General features: G+C 37.4%; 7 protein-coding genes. 6 read left to right on the top strand and 1 reads right to left on the bottom strand.

What is annotated here, in order from left to right:
* Nucleotides 1-34: 34 nt before the first annotated feature.
* A complete protein-coding gene (locus tag HNP36_RS09955) occupies nucleotides 35-3688 on the bottom strand; it encodes an MMPL family transporter (protein WP_184162421.1) in 3654 nt (1217 codons plus the stop codon).
* Between the two features lie 332 nt (nucleotides 3689-4020).
* Here HNP36_RS09955 and HNP36_RS09950 point away from each other — a divergent pair, with 332 nt between their 5' ends.
* The 6 genes from HNP36_RS09950 to HNP36_RS09925 all read left to right on the top strand — a co-directional run bounded on the left by HNP36_RS09950 (nucleotide 4021) and on the right by HNP36_RS09925 (nucleotide 14657).
* Nucleotides 4021-5163, top strand: a complete 1143-nt coding sequence (locus HNP36_RS09950; RefSeq protein ID WP_228456336.1) for an EpsG family protein — start codon at nucleotides 4021-4023, stop codon at nucleotides 5161-5163.
* A gap of 332 nt (nucleotides 5164-5495) precedes the next feature.
* On the top strand, nucleotides 5496-8882 hold the full coding sequence (locus HNP36_RS19330; RefSeq protein ID WP_184162418.1) for a T9SS type A sorting domain-containing protein: 3387 nt from the start codon (nucleotides 5496-5498) through the stop codon (nucleotides 8880-8882).
* Nucleotides 8883-9142: 260 nt separating this feature from the next.
* Nucleotides 9143-11701, top strand: a complete 2559-nt coding sequence (gene topA / locus HNP36_RS09940; RefSeq protein WP_184162410.1) for a type I DNA topoisomerase — start codon at nucleotides 9143-9145, stop codon at nucleotides 11699-11701.
* A 110-nt stretch (nucleotides 11702-11811) separates the two neighbouring features.
* Nucleotides 11812-12879, top strand: a complete 1068-nt coding sequence (locus HNP36_RS09935; protein WP_184162408.1) for a formimidoylglutamase — start codon at nucleotides 11812-11814, stop codon at nucleotides 12877-12879.
* A gap of 18 nt (nucleotides 12880-12897) precedes the next feature.
* Complete coding sequence (locus HNP36_RS09930; protein ID WP_184162406.1) at nucleotides 12898-13674, top strand: SGNH/GDSL hydrolase family protein; 777 nt, start codon at nucleotides 12898-12900, stop codon at nucleotides 13672-13674.
* The gene (locus HNP36_RS09925) at nucleotides 13674-14657 is read left to right on the top strand and encodes a glycosyltransferase family 2 protein (RefSeq protein ID WP_184162404.1); all 984 of its coding nucleotides are present in this window, start codon (nucleotides 13674-13676) and stop codon (nucleotides 14655-14657) included. The genes HNP36_RS09930 and HNP36_RS09925 overlap by 1 nt, the downstream gene beginning before the upstream one ends.
* Nucleotides 14658-14773: the final 116 nt, after the last annotated feature.

Below are 14773 nucleotides of genomic sequence, written 5' to 3'. Positions count from 1 at the left end.
TTAGCGGTTACAAAAATATGCTTTTCATATTTATTTACTGTTTTTTGAATATTTTTATTGCCTGTGAACTGAATGCCTCGGAATAATCTGAATTATTCAGCTCTTGATCGGGAGTATTCAGGAATATAATGGTCTCAGGAAATGCTTTCAATGTACTGAGATCAAAATTTTTATCTGAAACCAGAAGCACATCAATATTTTTACTGACTTCCGAAATACTGTTAATATAATACAGCTTTCTTCTCTTTACCAGATAGTTCTGAGCTGCCGTATCTCTTCTTTCATCATTTTTAATCAGTGAAAAAATCCTTCTTTCTGCCTGATAAAGAGTTAAAAGGATATCTTTTTGTCCAAAATCATCTGCCATGTGGAGAATGGATGCATTTTTTGGAATGTGTTTGTTCAGTTCAAAATAGACAGATTTGTTGGCGCTGAAATCATCTTTGACTTCTTTTACCACTTCGTTGTCTTTATAGAGGTAACTTAAGAATAATTTATTCCTGAAATAATTCTCATCTTCCAGCTCGGTTCTCAGTTCTGCAAACTTCTCTCTAAAGTAGGCATTAATTTTCTTTGTTCTTTCAGAATAATTCCCCCCGAAACTGGTATCGTCTTTACTGATTCTTTCCCCAACTTTTACGGTAATACTTCCATCGTAAATAATGAAATCTCCTTTCGGCAATACTTCGGAATTTCCATGGATATACAGCGGGAGAACATCCAATCCGAACTCTTCTGCAAGATAAAATGCCCCTTTGTGGAATCTTTTGACATCATTGGTATAAGAACGCTCTGCTTCCGGGAAAACAACCAATGAATATCCCTGGTCTGTTTTTTCCTTCAGTTTTTCCATTCCATTCTCTATTCCCTGGGAAACCGGATAGAAACCCAGTGCCTTTACCAGTCTTCCGAAGACAGGGGATTCATATACCCAGTCGTTGACCAGGTATATAATTTTATGGGTAGCCATAGCAATGGCGAGTGTATCGAGAAATGATGTGTGATTGGCAATGATCACTGCCGGTTTGCTGAAATCTTCCGCGGGGTTTTTTATCACTCTTTTTCTTACAAAAGGACTGATGTGGAGTACAGATGTTAAAAACTTAGCTAGAATTAATTTAATGATGTTTAATGTTTTTCCTTTAGATCTTTTGATAAATATACTTCCGATCAGGGAAAAAACAAATCCTCCCAGTCCATAATAAAAGAAAGATATGATGCATCTCAAAAGAAGTCTGAAAGTAATAGGAGAGAGTCCTTTCTTTGCCCTGTTTGTGATCAGTAATCTGAACCAGAACGGGTAAAGCGTTGAGGTAATGATAATCACCGAGAACATCCCGATCAGAGCTACCAATGCCAGCGAATGTAGTGCCGGATGTTTTGCAAAGATTAAAGATCCAATGGATAAAATGGTAGTGAAAACTGCTAAAATAATGGACGTCCTGTAAGTGGGAAGCTCATTTTTTCCGGTTGTGTGCTCCTTCTGCATGGCTTTTGTCAGGAAAATACTGAAATCATCTCCCACACCGAAAACCAATGTGCAGACTACCGTGCTGAAAATATTTAATTCTAATCCTAAGAAATATAGGATTCCTGCTGTAACTATCCCCGTCAGTACAATGGGAAACATGGTAAGAACAGTAAGCTCAAAATTTCTAAAGAAAACAATGATTGTAAGGACAATCGCCAAAAGAGAGTAGTTGATTAACGTGCCGAAATCTCTTTTCAGAAGGCCCAAAAAGTTTTCATTCATCTGCTGACGGTCAATGGCGAGGGCATTGTGATTCTTTTCAACATCTTTTATGAAGGCGTCTCTTTTCTTTTCATCTACTTTTACAACATTGGAGACGGTGTAAAATCCGTTTTCATTGCTCAGGAATTCGGAGACCTGCAGTGCTTTTACCTTTTCGTAGTCTTTAAGGCTTAGTGTGGTGTAATTTTTATTTAAAATTTCATTGAAATGATCAAACGCATTGCTGTTGAAACCAAATTGATTTCCACTGTTCACCAGTTCCGAAACGGTATGGTTCTTTTTATTTCCATCCCAGAATGTATTCCAGATTTGAATTCTCTGTTTCTGATCTTTTTCAGAAAGAACAATATTCCCGATTGAATTGTAGCTCAGTATTTTTTTCTCCTGTTTTTCTTTTTCAAGGAATTTGTTCAGGCGGGAGTTGCTTGCCAGTGCCTTTTCCTCAGAATTTCCGTAAGAGATAGTGTAAATAGATTTTGAAGTAATGTCTGAAAGTTTCTGAAGTTTAGTCTCACTTATTTTTAACTCTTTTGGAATGTAATTCAAATCCCCGATATCTTCATTGAACCCTACGTGCCTGAAACCAAACAGGCAGGCGATAATGATGATGGAACATCCTATGATCAAGGGTTTGTTTTTTTCATAAGGATAAGAACCGATCTTATCAATAAAGTTGGTGCTGTGCTTATCTTCTTTCTCTTTGGGTTTGTATAGCTGAGGGACTATAATCAGTGCAGTAACGGAAGATAGAATAACTGTAATCGCGGCAAAAATACCAAGATCTTTCAAGGCTTCAGAACGCACGAATACAAGGCATAGGAAAGAAACGGCTGTTGTGGCGCTGCTCAGTACAATAGGTTGGGTAATCTCTTTATAAAGCTCTTCAATATTGTTGTTGTGCTTGTAATGGGTAAGGATATGGAGCGCATAATCTATCGTAATTCCAATAAGGATTGCTCCTACACTTAGGGAAATAGCGGATATCCTGTCTTTTATAAAATAAAGAACCATCAGGGCCAGCAATACGGAAAATGCGGTAGGAAGAAATACAATAACAGGGGTGAAGAAATTCCTGAAATAATAAATCAATAAGATCAGAAGCACTGTCATAGAGATCATCACGGTATTCTGGATGTCTTTTTTGATCTGTTGTGCATTGGCTACGGCAATCACCGGAGAACCGAAATAGCTGAGTTCTGTTTTCCCTTTAAACTGTTTATTGATATTGTCTTTTACCTGGTTAAGCTGGTTGACGAAAATTTCATTGTTCTTTGTGTCATTGCTTTTATTTTTAGGATCAATGAAAAGCAGAAGGTTTTTTCCGTCTTTGGTAACGATGTAATTATCTTCAAGCTTGAAATCTTTGCTGATGTTTAAAGCATTTAACTTCTTAATCCCCAGATAGGTAATTCCCAACGGATCTTTTTTAATGAAATCCTTGGTTACAAGACTGGTTGGCGAAACAAGAGAAACGTAATTGTTCTCCACTTGTTGGGCTATGCTGTCTTTCTGAAGTTTCCTTTCAATTTCCTTATAATCATCTTCATCAAGGAAAAGGGGCAGATTCCGGCTTACGAAATCAAAGGTTTCTGAAATCTCACTGTCATTCACTTTTCCCTGAACGGAACTTATATATTTTTTCAGAGGTTCTGTTTTTTGCAGGAAACTGTCGGCTGTTTCAGAGAGCTGAAAATTGTCTTCACTGGATTTGTTTTCTATGATTACAATAATTTTATCCGAAAAATTCAATTGTTTGAGAACTTTTGCGGTAAGATCAGATTTTTCATTTTTAGGAATAATCTGGTTGATATCCTCTTCAAAATTAATTTTTGAAGCAAAAAATCCGCATACAACAGCTATTCCTAAAGCAATAAATACTGAAAGAAGCCTGTTTTTAGAAATCAGATAATATAAAAATATAAAAAAACGATGCATTGCATTATGAAATCAAGTCTGCAAATTTAATTTTTTCAGTATTAGTTCAAAACATTTCGGCTATAAGTTTTGGCTGAAAATCAACAAAATATTCTAGGAAGAATGAAAAAATATTCTACTTTTGCAAAAGTTCCCTCTCAAAATATATTTTAAATCAATATTATTATTAAAGAAATAAGAACCTGTTTTAGATATGTTGAAAAAAAATGATGAAAAAATAAAAAGGATCGCTGTCTGTAATAGCCTTTCTTTTTCTGCTGTTTGTAATGTCTTGTTACAGGTTTGCATTATTCCGGTGTGTACTGCATCGGATAAAAAAATATTAAGCTAGCATGAGTATATTACATCCATATTTTCTCGTTGCGATTGTATACATGCTTTTCTTTAGTGTACAGGAAGTTTTTGGAAAAAAAGTAGAAAAAAAATGGTTCTGGCTTTTAGGGATCTACCTCATTCTGTTAGTCGGTTTTCGTGATAATGTAGGGCCGGATTACGGAAGTTATAAAGTGCTTTACTTCTATTCCGAGTCAAAGAGCTATTACAGTATTTTCATGAAAATGCTGCACATGGAAGGCCCTGACCAGCTGGAGGTAGAATGGCTGTATACCCTCATTAACAAGATATTGCTGAATGTTTTTGATGCCCCTTTTTATATTCTTACTCTGGTAATTGCTATTTGTGCTACTTTTTTTAAGATAGAATATACGGAGGACAATACTTTTTATCCTTTTACCTTTACCCTGTTCATGTTTATTCCGTTCTTTTTCATTGGAGAGAGTGGGCAGATCAGACAGAATCTGGGGACATTCATTGTTTATTTTGCCATAAGGTATATTAAAGAGCGGAAGCTGTGGCATTACCTCTTTTTTATATTTATTGCATCCGGTATACATACCGTTTGTTACCTGTTTATCCCAATGTACTGGCTTGTGCGCATTCCGTTGAGCAAAACGGTAATGCTGCTTTTGATCATCGTATCCATATTTCTTTCACCATTTGAGGTGTATAGGGCTTTTGGAAGTTTCCTGGAGAGTAGTGTGGCCTCAGACAATATTTTGGCGAATGGCTTGAACGGATATATAAATGAGACCTCGGACAGGCTGAATGGTAGTTTCGGAGTACCCGAAATAATGATGATCATCATCACCTTTTTCCTTTTTACCTTCGATACCAAAATGAAAGAGCTCTATCCCTATTATGAATATCACAGGGCTTATGCTGTTGTCGGGATATGTTTTTATTTTATTTTCAGGAATAATCCTGTGTTCTCATCCAGGCTCGTGGGAGCGTTTATCGGATTCGCTTACGTGATGATTCCCAATACTATGTATGTAGTTTCAAACGGTACGAAAAAAGTGATCTACGCCTTTATCCTGGCCCTTGTGGTCTTTAATTTTGTGGTGTTCTCTTCTTTCTTTAATATAAAAGTAGGTAGGTTTTCTATTGAACTTTATAAGAACCACATTCTTCCGTAGAATTTACTGTATTGATTATATCTTTATAAAGGCAGCTCTGAAGCTGTCTTTTTTTATTTCCGCCTTCTTTATCTTTTTGTAAACTTTGATTACCATCATAAAATTTATTATCCGGAACATTTATTTTTGCATGTTATAAATAAAATATTATTTTATCATTAATAATCTTTTAATGTTAATTTATTTTTTATTTAATTGATATATGAATTGTTTATTTTAATTATTAATTGATTATTTTTGATAAAGGTTCAAAAATTGTATTTCATGTAGCAGTACATAAGTCTAAGGATATGAAAAGTTTAGTTAAAAATTTAGCGGCAATTTTTTGCTTAGTGTCGATTTGTACCTATTCCAAGAATAGTAGAGAATTAAAAGAAAGTCTTCCTGGCGTTTATACGGAAAGATTGGTGCCCCCAGGAGATACGCTGGTGAGCTCCAATCGCAGGATATCAGACGCTCAGGATTGGACGAAAGCCCCCAATAGTTATGTTTTTGATCCTGCGCAGAATAGCGAAGGCTTACTGGTTCCGGTAAGGAAGGCATATGCTATGTGGAGGGATGGTAATTACATTAAGAATGATGGGATTCCTCCCGGTAAGGTAACAGCAGATGTATTGTGGGAAGATTCACATGGACTTATTAAATCAGGGGAAAGGTATTCACTGGATGTTTTAGGCTCTGGCGAAAGTGCAAGAATAAGAGTTCCCATCAACAAAACTAAAAAGGGAAATGCAGTCATTGCACTGAAAGTGAACGGTGAGATCTATTGGAGCTGGCATATATGGGTGACTGATGATCCTTCCAACGGATCAACCTATAAAAGTTTCGATAACATGACAAGAATGAGAGAAGACGGAACCATTGAACAAATTCCGGATTCCGATTGGGGGTGGATGGACCGTAATCTTGGAGCTTTAAGCAGTTCTATTACCTCTTCAGACTGGAACAGAAGTATAGGGCTCCTTTATCAGTGGGGCAGGAAAGATCCCATTCCTCCTTTGGTTGCGAGAGGGAATGATTTTTATGAGGTTTCAGGATCTGTAGGAAGGGTGCGGCATAGAGGCGCAAAGAATTTTACAGGTGCAGCAAATATTGATAATCTTACGAAGTATGTTCCCCTTTCAAGTGCTGAGGTAACCAATAATATCAGGCTTTCTGTAAAGAATCCTCTGAGTTTAATTTATATAAACAAAGATGATAACAGCGGCCAGGCATATTACAATAATAATCTGAACCTTCCTGTTAACTGGTTCGGACGTACTTCTGCACTTCCGGATAACAGGCTTTCGGAGCTTAATCTTTGGTCTGATAACTCTCAGGGGCTCATCAGTACGGGATATAATAACAATACCAGCGCAAAACCTTACAGAGATAAATCCTCTTATGATCCATGCCCGAATGGGTGGAGAATACCATCCATGTTGGTTGCCAATCTGGGTTCTCAGTCTTATATAGATGATATCCGGCTGGATTTTTCTCCTTTCGGTGTTAGAACCAATATGGCGAAAAATGTTTTCGAGACCAATAAGTATCATATCATAAAGCCTGCGGATGCCGGAGTTCCTGCTTTTATGACGGGATTTAAGATTTATCCAAATCTGGGATTTGATCTCTCTGGTGTTGGCGGAAATAATATGGGGATTTTTCCGGGAACAGGGCAATTAATCAGGTGGACTCACCTGGGGCAATATACCGACCAGCATCATGTCGCATTATGGACAGCAACTATGGCCAGAAATTTTGATGCTTCCCCGGCCGTAATGACCAGAGGTCTTTTTATGATCCCTGATAAAGGACAGCCGGATATCCCTGATCCTGGTTATCCCGATATCAAAGGTAGATTCTTTTATATGCCGATGGCGGGGATGCGTACTTCTGAAGCCAATGGGTGCCGATGTATAAAAGACCCTCTTTATATTGTAGACAACTATGATTTTCCCTCCGAATATCTTGCTCCTCAGGAAGAATACAGAGAAGGAATTAATAATCCCAATACTTATCAGGCTGTAAAAAATACCCAGCTCTTTACGGTGGAAATTCCCGTAAGTAAGGCTTTTTCTGTACAAAGTCAGCTTTTAAACAATCAGGAAATATTGAATCCTTCCAGTTTTAGCCATTTAAAAGCAAATGTATTATGGACTACAAATACAGCTTTAATTAACAGAATATCAGTTATTAACCCTTCTCCCTCTTCAATTCAGAATCTAAGTAATTCAAGTATTTCAGTAGAAATTAATCCGAATCAGAGTGGAAATGCTGTGGTGACGCTGCATAACGGAAGTATTTCTTCTCCGGTTTATTGGAGCTGGCATATCTGGATAACAGATTCTCCTTTAGGTTCCTTTAATTATACAACAGAACTTCCTGCAGCTGAAGCTGTGAATTATGTAAATTATGTAAGCAAGGCAGATGTGGTGCTTCAAACCGAATTTATGGACAGGAACATTGGCGCGACGGATGCTTTTCCGGTAGTCGCTAACCCTCTTACTCCCACTGCTGCGGAATTGGCAAAAATAAGGGCCTCCACCGGAATGCATTATCAGTGGGGAAGAAAAGATCCTATTCCTACGTTTGTATATGCAGATAACAAAGCTTCGTTCAATATATTTTTAGGAACAGCATCAGATAACGGAACAGTTGCTTATACTACCTTGACGGCTGCAGCATACAATAATATGTCAGGAAATTATATTGTTCCTTATAATACCTATGCGGCTTCAGTTGTACAAAATGTGGATAGACCGGCAGAGAAAATAGCCAAAGTACTGTCTTATTCCATAAAGAATCCTTTGGTGTATATGGTTCCAGGTTCTCTTGCTCCTTATAACAGTGCGCTGCCTAATTACACCAATGGAACAGACTGGCTTGCCAATGAACCGAATCTTGCCTCCGACAGATGGGGCAGAGGAGGAAAGAAATCACCTTTTGATCCGTGTCCGGAAGGCTGGAGAATCCCTGATGTTACCAACGTAGCACCAATCTCCTATCAGGATTTTGGTATGTCTCCCTGGTATAAGAAAGATAAAAATGTTGCTGCTTTTTATAATGCAATGACAGACTATGCAGGATATAGAGTGAGGCATCCCTCTACAACTTCCACTATTGGCTATATGTTTATAGGTCCATCATACGCAGTAGGGAATTTCCCGGATTCAGGTACACGCGGATACAGAAACGTTCTGGCTAATCAGTCTTCACAGGGAACATTCAATACCGTTAATCTTCAGTATCCGGGTGCCTGGACAGGTGCTTTGACATCCAACTATATAGGACGGCCGGTGAATGTTATGTTTGATGCAGCTTCCACAGCTAACCGGTTTATAGTCTTTAATGATAATAATGATCCTTATTTCGGAACTAGCTGCCGATGTGTAAAAATGAAATACGATTCTCAGGGAAATGAAGCCGGCCCTATTCCCGGATTGCAGGTTACAGCTCTTGCTTCAGGAAAAACAGCTGCAGTTTTAACGGGTGCCGAAATAAAAGAAAAGGTAAATGAAAACAAAATCTCTTTATTCCCCAATCCGGTAAAAGATATTCTGTATATCAACGCTTCTGATAAGATGAGTTACTATTATCAGATCTATAATGTTTCCGGGCAGATCGTTAGATCAGGAAAATTTGAAAATGGAAAAACAGATGTGTCAATGCTCAGTTCAGGAGTCTATTTAGTGAGGATAAATAATTCCGAAGAGATCGTAAAAATTATTAAGCAGTAAACCCTAAAAAAGTAATAGCAGAGCAGAATAGGATTTCCTATTCTGCTTTTTTATGCTTACATCTATCATTATTGATGAAAAATTCTATAGCATCTATTATATCAAAGCTGAAATTTAAGCTGAATCATACTGCCTAAAGGACTTCTCATGATTAAAAATGCCCTCAGGAAAGCATGTTAAACCCGTCTAAATATTAAATTAAACCGTTTTAACAAAATGGATGTAATAAAAAAGCTTTACTTTTGCAAAAAATTTTTAGAATGTCGAAAAATTTAGTAATCGTAGAGTCACCGGCAAAAGCAAAAACTATTCAGAAATATCTGGGAAAAGATTTTGAAGTGAAATCAAGCTTCGGACACATCCGTGACCTTCCCAAAAAAGGAATGGGAATAGACCTTGCCACATTCAGTCCAGATTACGAAGTTTCGGCTGACAAAAAGAAGCTGGTAACAGAATTAAAGGCTGCCGTAAAGAAAGCCGAAATGGTATGGCTGGCTTCCGATGAAGACCGTGAAGGAGAAGCTATCGCATGGCATCTTGCGGATGAATTGAAATTAAAGCCCGAAAACAGAAAAAGAATTGTTTTCCACGAGATTACTAAAAATGCCATTCTGAAAGCCATTGAAAATCCCAGAGATATTGACCAGAATCTTGTCAATGCCCAGCAGGCACGAAGAGTTTTAGACAGAATCGTAGGTTTTGAAATGTCTCCCGTTCTATGGAAAAAAGTAAAACCGGGTCTTTCTGCAGGAAGAGTACAGTCTGTAGCTGTAAGATTAATTGTTGAAAGAGAAAAAGAGATCCGTGAATTTACTCCAAAGGCAAGCTTTAAACTGGATGGAGTTTTCTTAAATAAATCCGAGCAGGAAATTGCAGCCAAGCTTAAAAAAGACTTCGAAAAAGAAGAAGACGCAGAAAAATTCCTTGAAAAAGCAAAAACTACAGAATTCAAAGTTCTGAATGTTGAAACAAAACCGGGAACACGTTCCGCTTCTGCGCCATTTACCACTTCAACCCTGCAACAGGAAGCATCTTCAAGATTAGGATACAATGTAACCAATACTATGCGTCTTGCCCAAAGACTGTATGAAGAAGGATATATAACCTATATGAGAACAGACTCTGTCAACCTTTCTCAGGAAGCTATTGAAGGAGCAAAAAAACAGATTATCTCAGAATATGGAGCTGAATACTCTTCGCCAAGAAACTACACCACAAAATCTGCTTCTGCACAGGAAGCTCACGAAGCGATCCGCCCGACTGATTTTGGAGTGAAAAGTATCGGAGATGCCCAGTTGAACAGATTATACCAATTAATATACAGAAGAACGCTGGCCTCCCAGATGGCGAATGCTAAAATTGAGAAAACAGTTATTGAAATTGGAAACGCATCGTTGCCGCAGCATTTTGAAGCACAGGGAGAAGTAATCATTTTTGATGGTTTCTTAAAAGCTTACGGTATTGTAAAAACCGAAGACGATGATGAGGAAAACAACGAGAAACTATTGCCAAAAGTAAGCGTCGGTGAAATTTTAAGCTACAAAAAGATTGTTGCTTCAGAAAAATTCACAAGACCAAGCGCAAGATATACGGAAGCAGGATTGGTGAAAAAATTAGAGGAACTGGGAATTGGCCGTCCATCTACTTATGCACCGACAATCCAGACCATTCAGAACAGAGAATATGTAGACAAAAGAGAGATTGATCCTCAAACCCGCGAAGTGGTTAAAATGTCTCTTACAAAAGATAAGATCAAAAAAGAAGTTCTCGAAGAAAAATTCGGGGGCGATAAAAATAAATTTATACCTACGGACATCGGTGAAGTAGTCAATGATTTCCTGACAGATAATTTCAAAGAAATCCTTGATTACGGATTTACCGCAAGAGTAGAGGAAAGCTTTGATGAGATTGCCAACGGAGATCAGAAGTGGAAAGAAATGATGACCAATTTCTATTCAAAATTCCACCCGAGAATTGAAGATGTAGAAGAAAATGCAGACCGTGCTACCGGCGACAGGCTTCTTGGATTAGATCCTAAAACCGGTAAAAATGTTCATGCAAGAATCGGAAGATTCGGGGCAATGATCCAGATCGGTGAAACAGAAGATGAAGAAAAACCGATTTTTGCTTCATTAATGACCGGGCAGAATATTGCAACCATTTCTTTAGAAGAAGCACTGGAGCTTTTCAAGCTGCCATTTGAACTTAGTGAATTTGAAGGGCAGCCTGTTTCCGTAGGAGTTGGAAGATTCGGTCCTTATGTGAAATGGGGCGAAACATTTATCAGTATTCCAAAAGGAGAAGATCCTCTTTCTGTAGGGCAGGAACGTGCAGAAGAAATCATCAACGAAAAGAAAAAAGCTGATGCGCCTATTGCTGCTTACAAAGGAGATCCGGTAACAAAAGGAACAGGAAGATTCGGACCGTTCATCAAATACAAAGATATTTTTGTGAATGTTCCGAAGAAATATAATTTCGACAACCTTTCCCAAAGCGATATCAATGAACTGATTGATGCCAAGCTGGAAAAAGAAGCCAACCGTTACATCCAGCAGTGGGAAAAAGAGAAAATCTCTATTGAAAACGGAAGATGGGGCCCTTTTGTAAAATTCGGAAAAGCCATGTTCAAGATCCCGAAGAAAAAAGACGATACAAAGTATGAAGCAGAAGAGCTGAAAACCGTATCGTTGGATGAGGTTAAAAAATGGATCACAGACCAGGATAAAAATGCTTTTGCCGAGAAAAAGAAACCGGCTGCAAAGAAAACCGCGGCCAAGAAAACAACTGCTGCAAAAAAAACAGTAGCCAAAAAGAAATAGTATTAAGATAACTATACAAAGCCGTTAACAGTATGTATTAACGGCTTTTTTTGTATGTTTGCCCTATAAAGAAATTTAAAAGTTAACCTTTCCAAGCTCCGGATTACAATATGGATTTTGAAGATTTTATCATTTCGCCAAGAAATTTCAAAACAGAAAGCTGGCAGATTGGCAGCAGGATCACTAAAAATATAAAAGAAGACAGCATTGTTCTTCTTTTCGTCTCAGATTACAGAGGGGCAGGCGGTGATGCGGAAGTGCAGGATTTTACGGCAGTCAGAAAAGAGTTCTATAAACTCTCACAGCTGGACTTCGAAATTCCTGTAGTAGATCTTGGGGATCTGGTTTCCGGGAAATCGGTTCAGGATACCCATTATATTTTACAGGAAGTCTTGTCGGCATGTCATTACAAAAGAGCGCTTCCGGTAATTATCGGAGGTTCCAATGACTTTGCTTTTTCATTATTTTCAGCATTGAATTTTCATAAGAAAAATATTAACTACACCCAGATCAGTAATATTATTTCCCTGCAGCAGGGTGAAACCATTAATGAGTATACCTTTCTGGGGAAAATTTTAGGTTCCAAGAACTTTTCCATCAAAAACTATCATCATTTGGGTTATCAGAAACATTTAAATGAAACAGATTCTGTAAGACTCATCAAAGAGGTGGAATTCGATATTGTCCGCCTTGCAGAAATGATGAACTCAACGGAAAAAACAGAACCTTTTTTCAGAAGAACAGATCTTGTAACTTTAAACTGTGATGCCGTTGAAAGTTTCAGCGAGCCATTTTCAATGAACCCGCAGGTTAATGGTTTGAACAGAAGGGAACTGTGTGCTTATATGAAGGAAATTGGTCTCAGTGAAAATTTAAAATCAGTAGGGATTTTCAACTACAATATTTATTCTGAAAGCCAGCTGAACCATCAATTGCTTGCCCAGATGATCTGGTACCTGATTGAAGGAATCAATATTCAGAGATCACACCCGAAAGAAAGACACTATGAACTGTTCTATGTGCTGATAGACGATGAGAAGTATGCTTTCAAACGGGATACCTTCAGCAATCTGTGGTATTTTGGAGAAGATGAGAATATAGAAAACTGTATTCCATGCTCTAAAAAAGATTTTGATGAAGCAAAAAGAGGAACGCTTAATCCCAGGCTGACTTTTTAAGTATACATAAACATAAAGATGAAAAAAAAATTAGTATTAGGTGTTGTTCTATTAATTGGAGTCGTTAGCCTCATATATTTCTGGAATAAGTATTCCTATGCCGGCAGGGAGAATTATTTTTCTTCCGCTGCGAAACCCGAGAATGGGCTACAGATTGGTATTATTGGAGATAGCTGGGTGGTAAGACAGAACCTGGATTCACTTTTACAGAAAAAACTTCTGGATAAAGGAATACATTCGGAGATTTATTCATCAGGGAATCCCGGTGCCAAGACCAAAAAGATTTACGAGAACCTGTTTAAAGATGATAACGAAGAGTTTTCTTCCAGAAAAGTAATTGAAAAAAAACCCGATTACTGCATAGTAATTGCCGGAGTTAATGATGCTGCAACCTGTATGGGACCTGAATTTTATACCCATCATATGCTGATGATCATTAAAACACTTCTCCATTATAACATCAGGCCGGTTATTGTTTCCCTTCCGGAATTTGGAGTGGAAGAGAATTTTAAAAGTAAAAATGTAATCAGCAGCCTCAGTAACCGAAGCGCTGAACTGGTTTTAAACGGAGGCGACCAGTTTAAAATCCCAGATTACAGAAATGCCCTGCTGGAAGAACTAAAGCATGATGGACTGGACAAAAAAATAACCATTTTAAACTTTGACGAAGTAACACCAGATTATGATAAAGATAAAGGTCTGTACGCAGATCCCCTGCATTTAAATAAGCTGGGCTACCAGAAATTCAGCGAATTTTTAGCAAAAGGAATGGTTAATTTAGAAAGCACAAAATAATGATTTCAGTTATAGTTCCCGTATACAATGTAGAAAATTATCTGGCAAAATGCCTGGATTCCCTCGTTGCCCAAACTCTTCAGGATATTGAGATTTTGGTGATTAATGACGGCAGTAAAGACAATTCACAGCTTGTTATTGAAGAATATGCAACAAAATTTCCTGAGAAAATAAAAGCTTTTACCAAAGAGAACGGAGGGTTGAGCGATGCCAGGAATTTTGGAATAGAAAGAGCTTCAGGAGAATATATTGGTTTTGTAGACAGCGATGATTATGTTACAGAAACAATGTTTGAAGAAATGCTGCAGCTGGCAGAAAAACATCAGGCAAAAATAGTTATCTGTAATATTCAGAAAGTGGATCAGGACGGAAAAGTAACGCAAAAACTGACACAGATTCCCAATATGACTGAAAAAATAGACCTGGAAGATCATTTTTCTGTTTTTTCAGATCTCAGTTATTTTGCCTGTAACAAATTGTTTAAAAAAGAGCTTTTTGATTATAAAAGATTTAAAAAAGGAGTCCATTTTGAAGATATTCAGCTGATACCGCAACTGCTTTTGGAATGTAAAGTCATAGCCCAGACGCAGAATTTTCATTATCAGTATCTGGAGCGTACGGATTCTATTACAAAAACCCATACGGAAAAAGGGCTCGATATTCTGAAAGCAGTAAAAGATGTAGAAGCTGTATTTGAAAAATCCGGATATTCCCACAAAAGGGAAGAGCTTAAAAACTTCCAGATATTTGAAGGCGTATATTCGTTTCTGGCCTATCTGGCCTTTGTGAAAAATGCAGAAATATTTTATAAAATGGACGGTGAACTGACCATTTTTATGAAGGAAAGAAAAATAAAAATTAAAGATATATTGAACTATAGTCGTTTTGGTAAAAATTATCTTTTATCTTTGCCGTTGAAAAAAAAGATTTTTTATCTCTTGTTTTTTGCAGGGCAAAAGAAGCTGATAAAGAAATTGTTATAACACAAATGATAAGTACAATTGTTTCAGTCGTGATGTAAAACATTAACGTTTAACTTTTTATGAGGTATCTTGATGTGCCTTATCAGAAGTATTGATGATGTACTTGATAAAAAAAA

Source organism: Chryseobacterium shigense, assembly GCF_014207845.1.
Lineage (GTDB): Bacteria > Bacteroidota > Bacteroidia > Flavobacteriales > Weeksellaceae > Chryseobacterium > Chryseobacterium shigense_A.
The sequence above is the reverse complement of the archived record's forward strand: the minus strand, read 5'-3'. Positions and strand labels throughout refer to the sequence as shown.

Bases quoted from the DNA above. Each gene is read 5' to 3' on its own strand.
- HNP36_RS09935 (WP_184162408.1), top strand. From the start codon at position 11,812: ATGGATTTTGAAGATTTTATCATTTCGCCAAGAAATTTCAAAACAGAA.
- HNP36_RS09950 (WP_228456336.1), top strand. From the start codon at position 4,021: ATGAGTATATTACATCCATATTTTCTCGTTGCGATTGTATACATGCTT.
- HNP36_RS09930 (WP_184162406.1), top strand. From the start codon at position 12,898: ATGAAAAAAAAATTAGTATTAGGTGTTGTTCTATTAATTGGAGTCGTT.
- topA (WP_184162410.1), top strand. From the start codon at position 9,143: ATGTCGAAAAATTTAGTAATCGTAGAGTCACCGGCAAAAGCAAAAACT.
- HNP36_RS09925 (WP_184162404.1), top strand. From the start codon at position 13,674: ATGATTTCAGTTATAGTTCCCGTATACAATGTAGAAAATTATCTGGCA.
- HNP36_RS09955 (WP_184162421.1), bottom strand. From the start codon at position 3,688: ATGCATCGTTTTTTTATATTTTTATATTATCTGATTTCTAAAAACAGG.